The following is a 19,364-nucleotide window of genomic DNA, read 5'->3' as shown; positions in this document are numbered from 1 at the left end:
AGCGGCTGCGCCCATCAATCCTGCAACACCCAGGTATCCTTGACCCCGCCGCCCTGGCTGGAATTGACCACCAGCGACCCTTCGGTCAGCGCCACGCGGGTCAGGCCACCGGGGACCAGCCGCAACTGCTTGCCGACCAGGCAATAGGGGCGGAAATCGGCATGGCGGCCGACCACGCTGGCCGGACCGAGCGTCGGCACGGTCGACAGGTCCAGCGTCGGCTGGGCGATGAACTCGCCGGGATTGGCCTTGATCCGCTCGGCATAGGCCTCGACCTCCGCCTTGCTCGCCTTGGGTCCGATCAACATGCCATAGCCGCCCGAGCCATGGACTTCCTTGGCCACCAGTTCGTGCAGATGCTCCAGCACATAGGCCATTTCGTCGGGCTTGGAGCATTGCCAGGTCTGGATATTGTCGAGGATCGGCTCCTCGCCCAGATAGAAGCGGATCATCTCGGGCACATAGATATAGACCGCCTTGTCGTCGGCGATGCCCGATCCGGGCGCCGACGCCAGCGTCACGCCGCCATTGCGATAGACGCTGAAGATGCCCGGCACGCCCAGCAGGCTGTCGGGGCGGAAGACCAGCGGGTCGATATATTCGTCGTCGATACGGCGATAGATGACGTCGACCGCCTTGGGCCCGAGCGTCGTCTTCATCCAGACCCGGTCATTGTCGACGAACAGATCGGCCGGCTCGACCAGTTCCACGCCCATCAGGTCGGCGAGGAAGCTATGCTCATAATAAGCGCTGTTGAGCGAGCCGGGCGTCAGCACCACCACCACCGGATCGCCCTTGCAGGCGGGCGGCGCGACTTCCTTCAGGCTCTTGAGCAGTTCGGCGGGATAATCGTCGACCGGCGCGACCATGCCCTGTGCGAACAGCTCGGGGAACATGCGCGTCATGATCTCGCGATTTTCGAGCATGTAGGACACGCCCGAGGGGGTGCGGCAATTATCCTCCAGCACCTCGAAACTGCCCGGCCCGGTGCGCACGATATCGATGCCGACGATATGGCTATAGACCTTCCCCGGCGGGGTGAAGTCGGCCATTTCGGCGAGATAGGCGCTGTTGCGATAGATGATGTCGGCCGGCATGATGCCCGCCTTCACGATCTCGCCGCGATGATAGACGTCGTGCAGGAAGGCGTTGAGGGCGCGGGCGCGCTGGCGGATGCCCTTGTCGAGGATGCGCCATTCGTTCGCGGTGAAGATGCGCGGCAGCAGGTCGAAGGGGATCAGTCGTTCCGGGTCGCCACCCTCGCCATAGACGGCGAAGGTGATGCCGATGCGCCGGAAGATCGCTTCCGCCTCATCCATGCGACGATTGAGCCCGGCTATGCCTGTCCGCTCCACCCATTTCTGCACTTCGTCGTAACAGGGGCGCAGCGAACCATCAGGCTCAAACATTTCATGGAAGGGCAAGTTGTCGTTCCTCCCTCGGCCCTCGGCCGGTTGTGCATTGCAACAATAGTGCGCCGCATCGTTGCGATTGCAAGACAAAAATGGCGGAGCGGAAAAAGCGTTCCGTCGGCCATGTCGGGATTGCGGAAATAGGTCGTGCCGATCGTTTCTACGCGCGCAAACGAGCGCGCGATGGGGCCTCTGGCAGGGCGTTCAAAAAAGAATGCAGATTTTTGCAATCGCCCCGTTGACCACCGTCCATCCCCTGCGTATAGCGCCGCCTCACCGCAGGGAAACACCCCCTGCGAAGCCCATGGGGCGGAGTAGCTCAGCTGGTTAGAGCAGCGGAATCATAATCCGCGTGTCGGGGGTTCAAGTCCCTCCTCCGCTACCATTTCCAAGACATCGAAAATGGCCCTTAGGGGCGCATTCAGGCGACAGACCAGGCCGCAGGCAGCCGCTCGTCTCAACTTGATCGCAGCAATTCTGTGGCGATGCCCCTGTCGCTTGCCGCCGCAGCCGCCCGGCGCCTCAATGCAGCTTGAGGCGCGGGCGTACGAAGCGGTTGATATGGCTGACCAGGATCAGCGCGGGACCGCGTATGTTGCCGTGAACGGCGAGCAGATGCATGCGATAGAGCGACATATAGACGAAGCGGGCGAGCCGCCCTTCCACCGCCATGCGCCCGCCGACCAGCTTGCCCATCAATGATCCGACCGTCGAATAGCGGCTGAGCGACACCAGCGAGCCATGATCCTTGTAGACGAAGCTCTTGAGCGGGCGGTCGGCCATCAGTCGGCCGAGATTGGCGAACACCGTGTCCGCCATCTGATGCGCGGCCTGCGCGCGCGGCGGGATCGGCCGATCGGCGCCCTGTGGCGTGTAGGAGGCGCAATCGCCCATCGCGAAGACGCGGTCGTCGGCCAGGCTCTGTAGCGTCGGCCGCACGATCACCTGGCCGGCGCGGGACAGTTCCAGCCCATCCAGGCCATCGCGGATCGCCGCCGCCTTGACCCCGGCGGCCCAGACCTGAAGATCGGCGGGGACGAAGCCACCATCCTTCGTCTCCATCCCCTCAGGCGTGGAGGCGGTGACGGCGACGCCAGCGCGCACCTTGACACCCAGCACCTCCAGTTCCTCGCGCGCGGCGTCGGCCAGTCGGTCGGGCAAGGCCGGCAGGACGCGTGGTCCCGCCTCCAGCAGGGTGACGTCGAGCCGCTGGCGGTCGAACACCTCCAGTCCATAATAGCCCAGCGCATCGGCGGCATTATAGAGTTCCGCCGCCAGTTCGACCCCGGTGGCGCCACCGCCGACGATCGCGATCCGCACCCGTGCATCCGACGCGGGATCGGCCGACATGGCGCGCGACACGCGCAGGCAATGGTCGAGCAACTGATCGCGAAAGCTGTCGGCCTGGGCCCGGCTGTCGAGGAACAGGCAATTGTCGGCGACGCCCGGCGTCCCGAAATCATTGGTGACCGATCCATAGGCCAGCACCAGATAGTCGTAACGAACCGAATGGGCGCTCACCACCTCGCGCCCCTTGGGATCGAACACCGGCGCGACATGGACCCGCCGTGCAGTCCGATCGATGCCCTGCAACGTGCCATAGAGATAGCGATAGCCCCAGCGGTGGCAGTGGCTGCGATAGCCGACCTCGTCCAGGCTGGCGTCGAGCGATCCGGTCGCGACCTCGTGCAGCAGCGGTTTCCAGATATGGGTGCGGTTGCGATCGATCAGGATGATGTCATGCCGCTTGCGGCCATAGCGGGCGCCGAGCTTGCGCGCGAGTTCGAGGCCGGCGGCGCCGCCCCCGACGATGACGATCTGGGTCTTCTTGTCGGGGATCAAGCGCATTCCTCCTCGATCGGCAGACCGGCGGATCGCGATCCGGCGCGCCGGTTGTGCATTGCAATAGGCCGCCCGGCGTCGCAAAGCGAGGCGTGGACAAGCAGAATTTCACCGAACGCAACCGGCGCGACATCGTCGCGATCGCGACCCAGCATTTCGCGGAAAAAGGCTATGCCGGCGCGCGAGTGGACGAGATTGCGGCCGCGACCGCGACGTCCAAGCGAATGATCTATTATCATTTCGGCAGCAAGGACGGGCTCTACCGCGCGGTCCTGACCGAAGCCTATCGCGGCATCAGATCGGCCGAACTGGAGGCCGAACTGAGCGACCTGCCGCCGCTCGCCGCGCTGGAGCGGCTGACCGCCCTCACCTTCGACTATCATTTCAACCATCCCGAACTGGTGCGGCTGGTGATGGACGAGAATATCCGGGGCGGCCCGCATGTCGGCGAGATTTCGGAAGGGCATAATGAGATCGTCCTGCCCAAGACCCAGGCGCTGATCGATCGCGGCATTGCCGATGGCAGCTTCCGCGCCGGGCTGGACGCCGTCGATTTGCACATGACGATCAGCGCCCTCGCCTTCTACTTCGTGTCCAACCGCCACAGTTTCCACGCGATCTTCGGCGTCGACATGACCAGCGAAGCGGCGGCCAAGCGGCGCCGCGCGCAGGTGATCGACAATGTGCTGCGCTATTGCCGGGCAGACGCCTGAAGACTGGGCCGAGACCATGGGCCGGATCAGAACTGCATCTTGACCTGGCCGCCCAGCGCCAGCGCATCATTGGTGCGGCGGTAGGAAAAGGCACCGGGATCAAGAATATATTGGACGTCCGGCCGGATGCTGAGCCAGCGCCGCAACTGGATGCCATAGCTCATCTCGATCGCGGTCTCGCCCACCGGCAGCGCGGCGTAGCCGCCGGGAATATCCTGCGCATCGGCGGCTGCGCGGCGCAGGCGTGGATTGACCTGTGCATGGACGATGCCGATCGAGATGCTGTCGGCGTCCCGGCCGGCAAAGGTGCCGGTCTTGACCAGCCCGGCGGCATACCAGTGGGTGATCTGGGCCGACGCCTCCGGATTGGCGGTGAACTGGGCGAAGATGGAAAGGCCGCGATTGCCCGTTCTTTCGCGCAGGATCATCTGGTCGGCCAGCGCATAGACGCCATAGCGGCCCCGCAGCATGCCCTGCTCGCCGCGCCGGGCGGCGCGTGACGTGTCATAATAGGCGCCGATCTTGTAATGGCCCGGCAGCACATGACTGCCCGGCGCGAGGCCGGGGTCATATTCCAGCTCCAGCGGCAGCAATACGCCGGTCGTGCCGCCGGCAAAGGGGCGGAACGCATTGTCGGGATCGTTGAGGCGGGGATTGACTTGATAGACGCCGGTGCGCAGCGCCAGATCCGGCCGGATGCGATAACGCACCGCCGCGCCCCAGCGGGCATTGGGATAATTATACCAGCCGCTATTGCCCGATTCCGACAGCGGATCGGCACAGAAGGCCGCATTGACGAAATTGCAGCCCAGGATCATCCCGCCCAGATCATTGCCCATGGCAAAATAGCCCAGGCGCAGGTTGAGGCGGCCATTGTCGATATTCTGTTCGTAGCTGAGTTCCGAGAGACGGGTATAATTGCCGCCGGCCGCCTCCTGGATCGGCAGGCGATTGCCGACGATGTCGGAGGAGAGGCCGACACCGCGCCGGTCGTTGATGGTGACATGCACGATGCCGCCAGAGATGCCGACGATCCGGTCCATGTCGAAATCGAGGCTGGCGCGCAATTGCTGGGTATAAGCGCTGCCCTGCCGCTGGCCGCCATCTACCGCAGCGAAGGCTTCGCCGACATAGTCGGCGCGCACGGTGACGCCCGCCTGCTTCAGCCGCGTGCGCAACCCGCCCCAGTCGCCGGTCAGCGTTTCGCGCGGGGCCGCCACCGGCTTTTCCGACGCGACCTCCTGCGCTTGGGCGCCCGCCACCGGCAGCAGGATCAGCAATGCCGCCAGGGTCAGGCGGGCATGGAGGTGAAGATGTTGGGCCAAAGCCCCTCCCTTCCGCGCGGCACATCAGCGCGCGGTGACATGAATGATGACGACAGACAGGCGGAGCAGCGCCGGGCCGCCCCGCCCATGGTTCAGCGCAGCGTGTAGGCGATCACATAATCGCCCCGGTCGGGCGACTGGCGCGCACCGCCCGCCGTCACGACCACATATTGCTTGCCGCTCTTGGGCGACTTGTAGCTCATCGGGCCGCCCTGGCTGCCGACCGGCAGACGGGCCTTCCAGACTTCCGCCCCGGTCGCCGCGTTGAAGGCGCGCAGATAGAAGTCCTGCGTGCCGGCGATGAAGACCAGGCCGCCCTGCGTCGCCAGCGTGCCACCCAGCGTCGGCATGCCGATCGGGATTGGCAAGCCCATGCGGATGCCCATCGGCCCGGTGTCGCGCACCGTACCCACCGGCACCTGCCACTTGATGGCGCGGCTCTTGAGGTCGATCGCGGTCAGCGTGCCATAGGGCGGCGCCTGACAGGGGATGCCCAGCGCCGACAGGAAGCGGTCCTTCACCACCGAATAGGGCGTGCCCTTCAGCGGGACGCTGCCCATGCCGGTATTGACCGCCTCGCCCGCGCTGCCCGACTGGCCCTTCTGCGCCGCGGTCTGCGGGAACATCTGTACCCACAGGCCAAGACGCATGTCGTTGACGAAGATGGTGCCGCTGGTCGGATCGGTCGAGATGCCGCCCCAGTTCATGCCGCCCAGCGATCCGGGGAAGCTCAGCGACTTGTCGGTGCCCGGCGCGGTGTAGAGCCCCTCATAGCGCATGCCCTTGAAGGCGATACGGCAGAGCAGCTGGTCGAACGGAGTGGCGCCCCACATGTCCGCCTCGGTCAGCGGGCCGACGCCGATCTGCGGCATGCCGAGCGACTTGGGCTGGGTCAGCGAATAAGGCTCGCCCGGAATGTTCGCCGGCTTGACCGGCACTTCCTTCACGTCGGTGAGCGGCTTGCCGGTGGCGCGATCAAGCACATAGACCTGCCCTGCCTTGGTGCCAAAGACGAGCGCAGGCACCTTGCGGGCGGCATCGATGGGGAAGTCGACGAAGCTCGGCTGCATCGGCAGGTCGAAGTCCCAAAGGTCGTTATGGACGGTCTGGAAATGCCATTTCTCACGGCCGGTGGTGGCATCGAGCGCAAGCATCGACGCGCCATATTTATGATCGAGCGCGCTGCGGGTGACGCCATAGAGATCGACCGAGGCGCTGCCGACCGGCATGAACACGGTGTTGGACGCCGGATCATAGGACATGGCAGCCCAGACATTGGGGGTCGAGCGGGCATAGGTCTTGCCTGCCGGCGGGGTGCCGGTGATCGCCGGATTGCCCGGATCGAAAGCCCAGCGCAGCTTGCCCGTAATGACGTCGAAGCCGCGCATCACGCCGCCCGGCATATCGACCTGCACATTGTCGGCGACACGGCCGCCGACCACCACAGTCGTGCCCGCCAGGGTCGGCGCGGAGGTCAGCTGATATTGGGGATCGGGCGCATTGCCGAGGCCGGCCTTCAGGTCGACCCGGCCATTGGTGCCGAAATCGGCGCAGAACTTGCCGGTGTCGGCATCCAGCGCAATCAGTTCGGCATTGATCGTGTTCATCAGGATGCGGCGCTGGCAGGCGGCGCCCGTCGGCACCGTCACGGCGGTCACCGGCGTCGCGCCGGGCAGGCTGGGCTGCTGGATCGGCGCATGGGCGTCGAAATAGGCAAGGCCCCGGCAGCGCATCCAGACCGATGCCTTGGCATTGATCAGCGTCTTCCACTTCTCGCGCCCGGTATCGGCGTCGAGAGCGATGACATTGTTGTGCGGGGTGCAGATGAACAATGTATCGCCGACCTGCAGCGGGGTATTCTGGTCCTCGGCGCCATTGCCGTCGCTCTGCGCGACGTCGCCAGTGCGATAGGTCCAGGCGACCTTGAGCTTGTTCACATTGTCGCGGGTGATCTGGTCGAGCGCGACGAAGCGGCTGCCACCTGGCGTATTGCCATAGGCGGTCCAGTCCTTCTGCTCGCGCGCCGGATCGACCGGCACCAGCGAAGCCACCTGCCCGGCAAAGGGCACGGTCGGATGGACCATGAACATGCCGGCCGCACCGGCCGCCGAACCCAGGCCGACCAGCGTTGCCATCAGCAATGCAGGCCGCCAGGCGGGCGCAGAACCGTCGCCGCGCCGCAGCAGCGGATAGGAGAGCGCAACGACGGTCGCGCCGACACCCATCGCCAGCAAGCGGGAAATGAGCGGCCAGAAGCTGAAGCCGACTTCCCACAGCGCCCAGAGGACCGTCACCAGGAAGGTGGCGCCGAACAGCAGGCCGCCGCTGGTCTTGCGCAGGGCGATGAGGCCGCCCGCGAGGACCAGCGCGATGCCGGCGATCAGGAAATAGGGACTGCCGCCCAAGCTGACGAGCTTGCCGCCGCCGATGGCGAAAAAGAGGCCAGCGGCAAGGATCACCGCCCCCAACAGAAGCAGCCAACCGCGAACAAGCGGCTGGCCGTGCATTTTCGTGCCTGACACGCGGCACCTCCTTCATCTCTTATGGTCGTCGGAGAGCGGTGCCCACGGGTCCACAGGCCGATCGAGTCGCCCAGCCCTGACGGCTGCGACATTGTGTACCATTTAGTACACTCCTGCCTCGCTGGCAAGTTGGGCGCTAATCCCGCGAGGGACGTGCGATGCCGCTGAGGGTTTCCCACAGCGATACGTTATCCCCGGCATGAGCCCATGGGATCGCAGCCCAGCATTTTCCGCGACTTGCACAGATATCGTTGAGGTTTGGCCAACTGCTAGCGTTTTGGGGGTTTCGATGAACCTGGACGAAACTGACCGGAAGATATTGAACAAGCTTCAGATCGATGGTCGCATAACCAACCAGGATCTGGCCAAGCATTGCAACCTCTCGCCATCGGCCTGTTTCGACCGGACCCGCAAGCTGCGGGACAATGGCTATATCTCTTCCTATGTCGCGCTGCTCGATCCGCACCTCAACCAGCGGCCGCTGCTGATCTTCATCGAAGTGCTGCTCAACCGCACCACCGGCGACATCTTCCGCCAGTTTGCCGAAGCGACACGGCGGCAGCGGGACATATTGGAATGCCATATGGTGGCCGGCGGTTTCGACTATCTGATCAAGGTCCGGATGAAGGACATGGCCGCCTATCGAAAATTCCTGGCCGAGGAATTGGTCGACATGCCGGGTGTGCGCGAGACGCGGACCTATGCGGTGCTGGAAGAGGTCAAGTCGACGACGGCGCTGCCGCTATGACATGAAAGCGGCGCCCTTCCCCAGAGCGCCGCTTTCGATCCATTACATGGCGTTGGGATTGGCCGGGCCGGCGCCGGTCTGGCCGGTGCGCGCCTTTTCCGCCTTCACCATCTCGGCCACTTCGGCCAGCAGCTTCTTGGCATCATAGACGATGCCGTCCTTGATCGTGTAGCTGACGCCGCCGACCATTTCCTGCTTGTTGGTTTCCGGGTTCAGACGCGAATGACCGGTGCCATAGAGCGTCTTGAGATTGGCCAGCGGGTTTTCCCTGGTGATGACCATGTCGGCCAGCATGCCGACGCGCAGCACGCCAGTCGGCGGCGCCATGCCCTTGGGCTCATAGAGGGTCTGCGAACCCCACATGGTGGCCGAGCGCATGATCTCCAGCGGCGAGAAGCCGGCTTCGCGCAGCAGTTCCAGCTCCTCGATATAGGCGAAGCCATAGACTTTGTAGATGAAGCCGGAATCAGTGCCGACCGTCACCCGGCCGCCGATATTCTTATAGTCGTTGACCAGCTTGAAATAGTTGTTGTAGAATTTCTTCCACGCAAACTCGTTCTCGGTGCCCCAGTCGTAGAAATAGGAACCGTGATTGTCGCGGGTCGACTGGAAATAGGCCCAGAGCTGCGGCGTGGTGTAGAGATTCTGCCAGTCGGCATTGCGCGCCCGCATCAGGTCGCGGGATGCCGCATAGATGTTCATCGTCGGGTCGAAGGTGACATGCTTCTCCTTCTGATGCTTCAGATAATCCCACCAGCGTTCGGATTCCGGCTCGACCGTCTGGTTCCAGATTTCCGCCACCTCGCCGAAGCGATGCTGTTCGTTATTATAGTCATAGTCGGACGGAAAGCGCTGGATCGTCCCGTCCTTCAGCAGGGATTCGAAATGGCCATAATAATGGGTGACGGTATCCAGCCCCGCCTCGGCCGCGTCATAGGCGTTGAAATTGGCGACGCCGGTCTGTGACAGATGGGCCGTGGTGCCCATCTTGTTCTTGTGCGCCTCGTCAATGGCGGCGGCGATGATCTGCGGCGTCTCCTCGGGCCGATTGAAGAATTTGATGCCGTCGATATTGTGCGCGGCAGCCCATTTGACCCAGGCGCGCGCCTTGTCCGGGCTGTCGATCGGCCCGCCGTCCCAGCCGGCGCCCAACGTCTGGTAGTTGAAGATACGCGGTGCCGCGATCTCGTTGGCGGCGGAGCGGTTCTTTTCCGAACTGGCGACGACCGGATCGGCCAGCGGCACGCCGCGCACCGTGGTGACGCCATGGGCCAGCCACAGCTTGTAGGCATAGCTCATATCCGGCGCCTTGTCGCTGGCGGGGGTGTGGACATGCATGTCGTTGAAGCCGGGCATCACATACATGCCGGTCGCGTCGATCTCATAATCGGCGTCGGTCGGCGCACGCCCCTTCGCCTGTGGCAGGCCGGGCCAGCCGGCCTGGGTGATGGCGGTGATCTTGTTCCCTTCCACGACAATGTCATAGGGGCCGCGCGGCGGTGCGCCGGTGCCGTCGATCAGGGTCGCGCCACGGATCACCAGCTTGCGGAAGGGGCCGACATTGTCAGCGCTGCCACGCGCCGGCGCGGGCACGAAGGTCGGCTTCTTGCCATTGACGATGCCGGCAGCGCCGCCGACATACCATTCGTCCGGATCATGCGCATGAGAGGCGCTGGCGACCGTCATGAGGGCGAGCGCAGCAAGGCCCGACCGGATCAGCATCTTGTTCTTCATTCTTTTCCCGTCCCTGTTGAATTATCAAGCCCCGCCCCGTCAGGGATGGGGCAGCCCCTGTTCCGGCATGCCCATGCGCCGCTTTTCCGCAACGACCATGTCCGCGACATCCGCCAGCAATTTCTTCGCGTCATAGACGATGCCGTCCTTGACCGTGTAGCTGACGCCGCCCACCCGTTCGAGCCGCTGGGTCTGCTCGTTCAGGCGCAGCGTGCCGGTGCCGTAGAGCGTCTTGAAATTCTGCAGCGGATTTTCCTTGAGGATGACGAGGTCCGCCAGCTTGCCGACGCGGACCGTGCCGATCGGTGGCACTTCACCCCTGGGATCATAGAGTGTCAGCGCGCCGTTCAGCGTCGCCGACTGGATCACCTGTGACGGATTGAAGCCCGCTTCCTGCAGCAGCTCCAGTTCCTGGATATAGCCAAAGCCATAGGGCTTGAAGATGAAGCCGGAGTCCGACCCGGTGGTGACGCGACCGCCGATATTCTTGTAGTCGTTAATCAGGCGCATATATTTGTGGTAGAAATTCCGCCACTTCACCTCGATCGCGGTGGTCCAGTCATAGAAATAGGAGCCGTGGTTCTCGCGCGAGGACATGTAGAAATTCCACAGCTGCGGCATGGTATATTTGTCGTGCCAGTCGGCGTTACGCGCCAACATCAGATCGCGGCCGGCGGCATAGATGGTCATGGTGGGGTCGAAGGTGACATGATTGGCCTTCTGATGCTCCAGATAGGCCCACCAGCGGTCCGATCCCGGCTCGACGCTTTCTTCCGCCAGATTGGCGACATTGCCGAACCGATCCTGCTCGTCGGCATAATTATAGTCGACCGGCCAGTTCTGGACCGGGCCATTCTTCAGCAGGGATTCGAAATGGCCGTAGAAATGGGTGACGGTGCCAAGGCCCGCATCGCCCGCCTGTTCGGCGTTCATGCGGCCCACACCGATCTGGGACAGATGCGCCGTGGTGCCGAGCTTCAGCTTCTTCGCCTCATCCATGATGGCGGCCATCACTTCGGGCGGCTGGTCCGGATCATCCAGCAACTTGATGCCGTCGATCCCCTGCTTGGCCGCCCATTGCACCCAGGCACGCGCCTTTTCCGGCGTGTTGGTGCGACCGCCTGTCCAGCCCTTGCCTTGCCCCGGCCGCTGATAGGCGAAGATGCGCGGCGCGACGATCTCGTTACGGGCGGAGCGCGCGCGTTCGCTCAGGGACACTTCCATGGGTGCGAGGTCGACGCCGCGCACCGTGGTGACGCCGTGGGCCAGCCACAGCTTGTAGGAATAGGACAGGTCCGGCGCCTTGTCGTCGGTGGAGCCATGGACATGCATGTCGATGAAGCCGGGCGTCACGAACATGCCGGTCGCGTCCAGTTCATAATCGGCGTCGGTCGGCGCGCGTCCCTGCTTGAACGGCAGGCCGGGCGTTCCGGCCGGCAGGATGTCAGCGATGACGTCATTTTCGATCACGATGTCGACCGGCCCGCGCGGCGGCGCGCCGCTGCCGTCGATCAGGGTGACGCCGCGTATCACCATCTTGCGGAACGGGCCAGCGCCTTCGCCGGCAGCGCGCGCCGGTGCGGGATTGGCGCCGGCGCGGGGCTTGACCGCTTCCACCGGCGCCTTGGCGGGCTGGGCGATCGCCCCTCCGGCAGCCAGCGCGAGCAGTGAAAGGCCGGCGAAACACATGTGTCGCTTGAACATATCATCCCCCTGTATCGATCATGGGGCCGCCATAAGGCCCCCAAAAAGGGAGGCGACCGACAGGCCGCCCCCGTGCCAGGCGATCAGAACTTCTTGGTGAGGTTGATGCCGTAGGTGCGCGGCGGCGCGGTAAACACCACCGTCTTGCCGCCGGTGTTGCTGCTGGAGCTGGAACTGACCACTGCCAGTTCGTTGAACAGATTGTTCACGAAGAAATGGGCGCCCCAGTTGTTGTCGCTGGCCTGCACGCCCAGGCGCAGGTTGGTCAGCGTATAATCGTCCAGCCGGCGCCGATAGGTGTCGGTCGGGCTGATCGTGCTGTAGGAACTGCCATTATAGGTGACATCGGTGCGGATGACGGCATCCATCGCATCGGTCAGCATATGCTTATATTCGGCCGATCCGCCGAAATTCCATTTCGGCACATTGGCGATCCGGTCGCCCTTGCGACCCGATGCCACGACGATGGTGCTGACCTGATCCTCGGTCAGCTTGGCATCGGTGTAGGAACCGTTGGCGCTGAAGCTGATGCCGGCAATCTCGGTGGAGAATTCCGCCTCGACGCCGCGAATGCGGGCCGCGCCGACGTTGGAGATGAGGCCGAAGACCGAGCCGGTGCCCGCCGTGCGGGCCGACACCTGCATGTTGCTCCAGTCGATCTGGTAGGTCGCCATGTTGAGATAGGTGCGCGGCAGGATCTTGCTCTTGAAGCCCAGTTCATAGTTCCACAGGCTGTCCGATGTGTAGGCGGCCAGCGCCGCCGACAGGCCAATCACCTGGTTGACGCCGCCCGGCCTGAAGCCCTGCGCCGCCTGGGCATAGACCATCACATCAGGGGTCGCCTGATAGGAGATGTTGAACTTGGTAAGGACGCCGTCCTCGGACGACTTGGCTTCGGTATAGGGCGTCACGACCGACGCATAATGTTCCTGGCCCATGTCGATCCGGCCGCCGACCGTCTTCTTATAATCATAATAGCGCGCGCCTGCGGTCAGCGTCAGCTTGTCGAACAGCTTGTAGGAGATTTCGGCGAAGACCGCCTTCTGCTTCAGCTTGTCGTTGATGGTGCGGTCATAAGCGAGATTGGCGATATCGTCCGGATCGTAGAGGAAGCCAGTGTCCGGATCGGCCTTGAGCAGGGTCGAGCGCACCACCGTCTTGCGGTCCTCGCTGAACAGGCCGACGGTCCAGTTGAGCGGGCCATCCCCGGTCGAACTCAGGCGGATTTCGTTGAGCCAGTTCTTGACCGATTGCGGCTGATACAGGCTGGACGACAGCAGGGCGCGGGTGTCCGACAGATAATCGGCCAGCACGTCAGCGGAGCAGGCGGCGCCATTGCCGCGATAGGTCTGGCAGCGGGCCGCCGTGTCGCGGCCGTTGAACGTATCGCTGACATCGCCGACGACGATGCGGTCGCGATCGGTGTACGTGGTGATGGCGGTCAGCACGACCGGGCCGAAATCATAGTTGAGCGTCGCATTATAGATGCGGTTGGTGTCGTAATTGCCCGATTCCGCGCGCGCGTCGGTGGTCCAGCGCTTGCCGGTTTCGGCATACCAGCGCGGCGATTCACCGGCCGCCTTCTCGTAATTGGCGCTCAGGTCCAGCGTCAGCGCCTCTGTCGGCGTGAAGCGCAGCATGATGCGCCCGCCATAGGTGTAGGGATCGTTGATATTCTTGTAGCCATAATAGCTGTTGTCGACATAGCCCGCGACCTGGGTGGCGTTGCCGACGATGCGGATGGCCAGCTTGTCCTCGATCAGCGGGACGTTCAGCATCCCGTCGAAGGACGCGCCCATCGATCCGCCCTCGACCGCCGACATGGTGCTGGCAAAGGCCGCCTCAATCTTGTCGGTCCTGGGCTTGTTGAAGATGATGCGCAGCGTGCCGCCCATCGAACCGGAGCCGTAGAGCGTGCCCTGGGGCCCGCGCAGCACTTCGGCGCGTTCGACGTCGAAAATGCGGAAGTCGGGCGTGGCGCCAGCAGCATCGCTGGTGGTGCCGACCGAGCCGGACACCGGCGCTTCGTCATAATAGACGCCGACCGTCGGTTCACCGGCTGCCGTGACACCGCGCAGGATGACGCGCCGATTGCCGGGGCCGCCATCGACGATGCGCAGGCTGGGCGTATCGCGGGTCAGTTCGGTGAAGCTGCTGGTGCCCGCCGCTTCCAGGCTGGCGCCCGTCACGGCGGTGATCGCGATCGGGGTATCCTGAACGCGGGTGTTGCGCTTGAGCGCGGTAACGACGATTTCGCCCTGATCCTGTTCCTGGGCCTGTGCAACGCCGCCAGCCATGGCGACCATGCAGGATAATGCACTGCCGGCCTGCAACAGCTTGAGAAGGCGGCCCTTGTGAGATGACAACATAAAAACCCCCTGTTTTTATTTGTTTTCCTCGCCACATTTCTGTTCTTTTCTGGAGGAAACGGTATCAAGGGGGCAGCCGAATGTGTTTCGTAACATTTGACGATTTTGGAGATAATACGCAGATTATTCGGCGATTACGGTAAAATGCCGATGATCCTGCGAACGGGAATCGCGGACGCTGATCCGGCAGCGGGCATCATGGCCTGACCGCAATTTGTGCCATGACGCCCCGCCTCCGTTCAAGGCCGCAGCACCCATCCGCCATCGACATGGATCGTCTGGCCTGTAATCCAGCGCCCCGCGTCCGAACAGAGCAGCAGCGCCGTGCCGACCAGTTCATCCGGCTCGCCACGCGGGCGCAGGGCACAGCTCATCTGCAGGAACTGGATGAACGGGGAATCGTCGGGCACCAGCATCTTGCCGGCATCCGACGTGACATTGCCCGGCGCGATCGCGTTGCTGGTGATATTGTCCTTGCCCAGTTGCTTTGCGAGCGTCGTCGTGAGGCCCACCAGCGCCAGCTTGGAAATGCCGTAGAGGCCCGTCGCTGGAAATGCCCCGCCCGACGTCTGGTTGATGATCCGTCCGCCACCACGCGCCCGCATCGAAGGGATCACCGCGCGGGCACAGAGCAGCGCACCATTGAGATTGACCGCAAAGGCCCGGTTCCAGGCGTCGAGGCTGACGGCTTCGATATTGTCGTAGCTGATATCGACCATCAGCGCGGCATTGTTGATGAGGATGTCGACGCCGCCAAAGGCATCACTGGCCGCCGTCGCCATGGCCAGCGTTGATGCCTCATCAGCCACATCGACCTTGACGGCAATGGCGCGGCTGCCGCTGGCGATGATCTCGTCAGCCACCGCCTGGGCGCCTTCCCCATTGAGGTCAGCAACGACGATGGCGGCACCGGCCGCCGCCAGCCCCAGTGCATAGGCCCGGCCGATGGAATTGCCGCGTCCGCCGGCGCCCGTGACGATCGCGACTTTATCGTCGAGGCGGAACTGGTCGAGAGTGAAGGACATGGATCGGTCTCCTGAAAAGTCAGTCGCCGCAGGCGGCGGAGAGAAGGGGCGTGGCGGCGCGGGACAAGGCTTCGGCACTGGCATCATCAGGCAGGCTGGCCATCAGCAGACCGACATCCTTGCGCAGCAGCGGCGCGCCATGGGCAAAGGCGCCGGGCGTCGGCAGGCGGGCATAAACCTCGAAACCGAAGCTGCGGCCGCTGCTCGCCTTGATGAGGTCGCGCAGGGCCGTGCCATCCAGATCCAGCGCCCTGCCCGCCTCCATCGCGGCGTGGGCCAGACCCATATTGGCCGCCATCAGCGCATTGTTGACGATCTTGGCGCGCTGCCCCGCGCCGACATCACCCATTCGCACGATCAGGCCGCCAAAGCTTTCCAGCACCGGCCGGGCCGCCTTGAAGACATCGACCGCACCGCCACACATCAGGGTCAAGGTGCCGGCCGCCGCGGCCGGGCCACCGCCACTGACCGGCGCATCGAGGAAGGCAATGCCGCGTTCCCCGCAGCGTTCGGCCAATGCGACGCAATGGTCGGGCAATATCGTCGAATGGATGACGATCCGGCTGCCCGGTCGCATCGCCGGCAGCAATTGCCCGACGATCTCGGCCACGCCGGCGTCATCGACGACGCAGATGCCGACATGATCGCAGGTCGCCCCCAAAGTCGCGATGTCCGGCGCTGCCGTGGCGCCCTTTTCGAGGAAGGGCGCCAGCGCATCCGCACGGCGGGCCCAGAGCATGAGCGGATAGCCAGCGGCAGCGATCCGTTCAGCCATGGGACCACCCTGGCTACCCAGGCCGATGAAGCCGATCCGTTCCATCCCGCTCATCCTGCGGTGATCCCGGCATCGATCGAGATGCAATTGCCGTGGAAGCCACGCCCGGCCGGCGAGGCGAGCAGCGCGACCATGTCGGCGACATCATCGACCTCGACCGTGCCGCGCATCCCGGAAAAACGCTTGAGCAATTCGAAGTCGCAACCTGCGGGCGGCCGGAAATTGGTGGCGATATTGGTCATCATGCCACCGGGCGCAACGGCGTTGATGCGGATCGGCTGCTTCTGATACTCCATCGCCATGGCCTTGGTGAGGTTGAGAAGGCCGGCTTTCGACGCGCAATAGGCGGCGGCATAGGCCTCGCCGATGAACGCGGCCGAAGAGACGACATTCACGATCGCGCCATTGACCTTCAGCAGATGCGGGATTGCCGCCTGTGACCGCAGGAAGGGCGCGGTAAGGTTGACCGCCAGCGTCTTGTCCCAAAGCAGCCGGGGCATGTCGGGCGAATTGGCGAGATAGATGAGGCCAGCGACATTGCACAGCGCATCGAGCTGGCTGAAATGGGCGACAGCCGCATCGACGGTGGCACGGCAAGCGTCAGGATCGGCCAGATCGACAACCGCCGTCTGATGCTCGCCCTCAGCAAGCAGGCTCAGCGTTTCGGCCAACCCTTGTGCATTGACGTCTACCAAACACAGCCCGGCGCCGGCCTGTGCCAGTTTCACCGCCGTCGCGCGGCCAAGGCCTGAAGCCGCGCCAGTCACCAACGCCACCTTGCCGCGCATGTCGATCGCGATGCTCATCGCCCTTCCTCCCGCGCGTTCCAGGCCAGGCCCTTGGCGACCTTCCCGGCCATTTCCAGCACCACGCCCTGGATCACCGACGCCTTGGGCCAGCCGGCATGGACCGCATATTGGAGGACAAATTCGTTGAGTTCGGCGGCGGTGCAATTGCCGCTCGCCATGGCTGCGTGGAAATGGCTGGCGATCGGCACGGTGGCCGCGGAATCTGCGACGCCCACCAGCGTGAGGAAGCGGCGCGACCGCTGATCGATGCCTGGCCGGCACCACATTTCGCCGAACACGAAGTTCAATATGCCATCCTGCAGATAGGGGAGGCCATTGCCGACGCGCGGGCCGTCAAAAGTCATCACCGCACGAAATTCAGCAAAGCCCTGCTCCATGCGCTGCTGCGCATCCCAGGGTTCGGCCCGGATCGGTGCCAGCAGAACCGGCGCCAGCCCCTGCTCCGCTTCGACCCGATCGATCGCAGCATCGATCGCGCCCCCTTTATCCCAGCCGGAATAGACCGCGACATGCAGCGCCGCCTCGCGCAATTCGGCCTGGGTCAGCGCGCCGGTCGCCAGTGCCCCACGGACATAGCCGTCCAGCCGGTCGGCGGGCGCATCGGCGCCGGCCGCCGAAGCCAGCGCGATCAGGAAGCGCGCGCGTCGATCGAGCCCCGGACGAGACCAGATTTCGGCATAGATGAAATCGCGCCAGCTCTCCGCCACCGGTGATTGCGGCGCGGGATCATCCCGCCCCGTCAGTTCCGCCTGAAGCCCGCTGCCGAGAGCGCTGCGCGCTGCGGGATCACACAGGCTCATTGCCCACCCTCCGGCGCGGCCATGCTCATCCAGACATTCTTGGGCTGGAGGAACTCATGCAGCCCCTCGACCCCGCCCAGCCGGCCATGCCCGCTCTGCTTGAAGCCGCCGAACGGGCAATTGGGCTGCATCGCCTCACCCGAACCGTTCACATGGATCATGCCCGCCTGCAGCTCGCGCGCCATATGATGGGCGCAGCGCAAATTCTGGGTGTGGACATAGGCACCCAGGCCATAGTCGGTGCCGTTGGCGAGCGCGATCGCCTCCTCCTCATCCTCGAACGGCGTCACGACCAGCACCGGCCCGAACACCTCATTCTGGGCGATCTCGCACTGGTCGGGCACGTCCGCCAGGATCGTCACCGGCAGGAAGAAGCCATCGGCAAAATCGCCGGCCAGCCGCTGGCCGCCCGCGATGATCCGGCCGCCATCGGCGACGCCGCGCGCCACCATGCCGCTGATCCGGTCGAGCGCATTCTGGCTGATCACCGGCCCCAGCACCGTCGCGTGATCGAACGGGTCGCCTGATTGCACATGGCCGGCCATCGCCCCGATCAGGTCGAGATAGCGATCATAAATGCCCCGCTGGACCAGCAGCCGCGTGCCATTGATGCACCCCTGCCCGTTGGAGGAAATCGCCCCGGTCAGCCCCTTCTTCGCGGCGAGCATCAGGTCGGCATCATCGAACACGACCACGGCCGACTTGCCGCCCAGTTCCAGGCCAACCGGCTTGAGCGACTGGGCCGCATTGGCCAGCACCTGGCGCGCGGTCGCGCCCGATCCGATGAACTCGATCTTGTCGATGCCGGGATGGCTGACCATCGCCGCGCCGACATCGGCGCCGCCCGTGACCAGATTGACGACGCCATCCGGCAGGCCGGCCTCATGCAGCAGTTCGACCAGTTGCATGACGCTGTAGGGAGCGAGTTCGGGCGCCTTGATGACCACGCAATTTCCCGCTGCCAGCACCGGCGCCAGCACCATGGTCGCGGCGAAAATCGGCCCGTTCCACGGTACGATGATGCCGATCACGCCATAGGGATCATAGCTGACATAATCATGGGCCGGCGCGCCCCACATCGGGATGGTGCGCCCGTGCAGCTTGTCGCACCAGCCACCGAAATAGCGGAACTTCTGGGCGGCATCATAGCCCATATAGGGTGCCACCATCGCCACCGATCCATTTTCGGCGATCAGGCTCGGCGCGAAATCCGCCGACTTGGCCTCCAGCAGGGCGGCGATGCGGAACATGAGGTCGCGCCTCTTGTCGCCGGGCATCGCGCGCCATGCGGGGAAAGCCTTGCGCGCGGCGGCCGTGGCCCGGTCGACATCCTCTGCATCTGCCAACGCCAGTTCCTGCGTCACCTTGCCGGTGCCGGGATAGACATGGGCGTGGCGCGCCGGGCCGGTGGGCACTTCGCGCTGTCCGCCAATGATGATGGGGTGACGCGGCAATGCGTCGATCACGGGATCCCTGAACGCCATGGCTCTCTCCTTCCGGCGCGGCAAGCGCAGCGGCACCGCTCCAGGACGGGGCGGCGACTCTTAGAATTGATATTAATGTGCATATTATTAGATCATCAAGGC

14 protein-coding genes and 1 tRNA gene are annotated in these 19,364 nt (G+C 64.2%); 3 read left to right on the top strand and 12 right to left on the bottom strand.

Features of this window, described 5'->3' with window-relative positions; genetic code table 11:
- Positions 1–14: 14 nt before the first annotated feature.
- Positions 15–1,424, bottom strand: a complete 1,410-nt coding sequence (locus A0U87_RS21520; protein ID WP_004212139.1) for a circularly permuted type 2 ATP-grasp protein — start codon at positions 1,422–1,424, stop codon at positions 15–17.
- Positions 1,425–1,720: 296 nt separating this feature from the next.
- Here A0U87_RS21520 and A0U87_RS21515 point away from each other — a divergent pair.
- Positions 1,721–1,797 (top strand) — tRNA-Met (locus A0U87_RS21515).
- A 137-nt stretch (positions 1,798–1,934) separates the two neighbouring features.
- On the opposite strand, the gene A0U87_RS21510 is transcribed toward A0U87_RS21515, so the two are convergent.
- On the bottom strand, positions 1,935–3,260 hold the full coding sequence (locus A0U87_RS21510; protein WP_122928103.1) for an NAD(P)/FAD-dependent oxidoreductase: 1,326 nt from the start codon (positions 3,258–3,260) through the stop codon (positions 1,935–1,937).
- Positions 3,261–3,346: 86 nt separating this feature from the next.
- Between A0U87_RS21510 and A0U87_RS21505 the strand changes: the two genes are divergently transcribed.
- A complete protein-coding gene (locus A0U87_RS21505; protein WP_048936985.1) occupies positions 3,347–3,967 on the top strand; it encodes a TetR/AcrR family transcriptional regulator in 621 nt (206 codons plus the stop codon).
- A 26-nt stretch (positions 3,968–3,993) separates the two neighbouring features.
- On the opposite strand, the gene A0U87_RS21500 is transcribed toward A0U87_RS21505, so the two are convergent.
- Both A0U87_RS21500 and A0U87_RS21495 read right to left on the bottom strand, forming a co-directional pair.
- Positions 3,994–5,292 (bottom strand): carbohydrate porin, encoded by a 1,299-nt coding sequence (locus tag A0U87_RS21500; protein ID WP_137405981.1) that lies wholly within the window; start codon positions 5,290–5,292, stop codon positions 3,994–3,996.
- Between the two features lie 92 nt (positions 5,293–5,384).
- Positions 5,385–7,799: a membrane-bound PQQ-dependent dehydrogenase, glucose/quinate/shikimate family gene (locus tag A0U87_RS21495; protein ID WP_048936987.1), complete on the bottom strand. Its 2,415-nt coding sequence runs from the start codon at positions 7,797–7,799 to the stop codon at positions 5,385–5,387.
- A gap of 304 nt (positions 7,800–8,103) precedes the next feature.
- On the opposite strand from A0U87_RS21495, the gene A0U87_RS21490 reads away from it, so the two are divergent.
- The gene (locus tag A0U87_RS21490) at positions 8,104–8,562 is read left to right on the top strand and encodes an Lrp/AsnC ligand binding domain-containing protein (protein ID WP_017499923.1); all 459 of its coding nucleotides are present in this window, start codon (positions 8,104–8,106) and stop codon (positions 8,560–8,562) included.
- A gap of 42 nt (positions 8,563–8,604) precedes the next feature.
- Here the strand turns inward: A0U87_RS21490 and A0U87_RS21485 are convergent, their stop codons facing one another.
- The 8 genes from A0U87_RS21485 to A0U87_RS21450 form a co-directional block, all read right to left on the bottom strand.
- Entirely contained in the window at positions 8,605–10,296 is a 1,692-nt protein-coding gene (locus A0U87_RS21485; protein WP_048936988.1) for an amidohydrolase family protein, read from the bottom strand.
- Positions 10,297–10,335: 39 nt separating this feature from the next.
- Entirely contained in the window at positions 10,336–11,985 is a 1,650-nt protein-coding gene (locus tag A0U87_RS21480; protein WP_048936989.1) for an amidohydrolase family protein, read from the bottom strand.
- A gap of 98 nt (positions 11,986–12,083) precedes the next feature.
- Positions 12,084–14,369, bottom strand: coding sequence for a TonB-dependent receptor (locus tag A0U87_RS21475; RefSeq protein ID WP_234415590.1), 2,286 nt, complete (start codon positions 14,367–14,369; stop codon positions 12,084–12,086).
- 239 nt (positions 14,370–14,608) lie between these two features.
- Positions 14,609–15,394: an SDR family oxidoreductase gene (locus tag A0U87_RS21470; RefSeq protein ID WP_048936991.1), complete on the bottom strand. Its 786-nt coding sequence runs from the start codon at positions 15,392–15,394 to the stop codon at positions 14,609–14,611.
- A 19-nt stretch (positions 15,395–15,413) separates the two neighbouring features.
- Complete coding sequence (locus A0U87_RS21465; protein WP_048936992.1) at positions 15,414–16,223, bottom strand: NAD(P)-dependent oxidoreductase; 810 nt, start codon at positions 16,221–16,223, stop codon at positions 15,414–15,416.
- Positions 16,220–16,975 carry an SDR family oxidoreductase gene (locus tag A0U87_RS21460; protein WP_048936993.1) on the bottom strand — a complete coding sequence of 252 codons (756 nt, stop codon included), beginning with the start codon at positions 16,973–16,975 and terminating at the stop codon, positions 16,220–16,222. The genes A0U87_RS21465 and A0U87_RS21460 overlap by 4 nt, the downstream gene beginning before the upstream one ends.
- Entirely contained in the window at positions 16,972–17,778 is an 807-nt protein-coding gene (locus tag A0U87_RS21455; RefSeq protein ID WP_048936994.1) for a carboxymuconolactone decarboxylase family protein, read from the bottom strand. The genes A0U87_RS21460 and A0U87_RS21455 overlap by 4 nt, the downstream gene beginning before the upstream one ends.
- Positions 17,775–19,262, bottom strand: coding sequence for an aldehyde dehydrogenase family protein (locus A0U87_RS21450; protein WP_048936995.1), 1,488 nt, complete (start codon positions 19,260–19,262; stop codon positions 17,775–17,777). The genes A0U87_RS21455 and A0U87_RS21450 overlap by 4 nt, the downstream gene beginning before the upstream one ends.
- Positions 19,263–19,364: the final 102 nt, after the last annotated feature.

It is taken from the genome of Sphingobium sp. MP9-4, assembly GCF_005281675.1.
Classification (GTDB): Bacteria; Pseudomonadota; Alphaproteobacteria; order Sphingomonadales; family Sphingomonadaceae; genus Sphingobium; species Sphingobium yanoikuyae.
This window is presented reverse-complemented; position numbering and strand designations above follow the sequence as displayed.

What these genes read in the sequence shown, in the direction of transcription:
- A0U87_RS21510 (WP_122928103.1), bottom strand. Translation starts at nt 3,260, where the DNA reads ATGCGCTTGATCCCCGACAAGAAGACCCAGATCGTCATCGTCGGGGGC.
- A0U87_RS21495 (WP_048936987.1), bottom strand. Translation starts at nt 7,799, where the DNA reads ATGCACGGCCAGCCGCTTGTTCGCGGTTGGCTGCTTCTGTTGGGGGCG.
- A0U87_RS21490 (WP_017499923.1), top strand. Translation starts at nt 8,104, where the DNA reads ATGAACCTGGACGAAACTGACCGGAAGATATTGAACAAGCTTCAGATC.
- A0U87_RS21485 (WP_048936988.1), bottom strand. Translation starts at nt 10,296, where the DNA reads ATGAAGAACAAGATGCTGATCCGGTCGGGCCTTGCTGCGCTCGCCCTC.
- A0U87_RS21480 (WP_048936989.1), bottom strand. Translation starts at nt 11,985, where the DNA reads ATGTGTTTCGCCGGCCTTTCACTGCTCGCGCTGGCTGCCGGAGGGGCG.
- A0U87_RS21475 (WP_234415590.1), bottom strand. Translation starts at nt 14,369, where the DNA reads ATGTTGTCATCTCACAAGGGCCGCCTTCTCAAGCTGTTGCAGGCCGGC.
- A0U87_RS21470 (WP_048936991.1), bottom strand. Translation starts at nt 15,394, where the DNA reads ATGTCCTTCACTCTCGACCAGTTCCGCCTCGACGATAAAGTCGCGATC.
- A0U87_RS21465 (WP_048936992.1), bottom strand. Translation starts at nt 16,223, where the DNA reads ATGAGCGGGATGGAACGGATCGGCTTCATCGGCCTGGGTAGCCAGGGT.
- A0U87_RS21460 (WP_048936993.1), bottom strand. Translation starts at nt 16,975, where the DNA reads ATGAGCATCGCGATCGACATGCGCGGCAAGGTGGCGTTGGTGACTGGC.
- A0U87_RS21455 (WP_048936994.1), bottom strand. Translation starts at nt 17,778, where the DNA reads ATGAGCCTGTGTGATCCCGCAGCGCGCAGCGCTCTCGGCAGCGGGCTT.
- A0U87_RS21450 (WP_048936995.1), bottom strand. Translation starts at nt 19,262, where the DNA reads ATGGCGTTCAGGGATCCCGTGATCGACGCATTGCCGCGTCACCCCATC.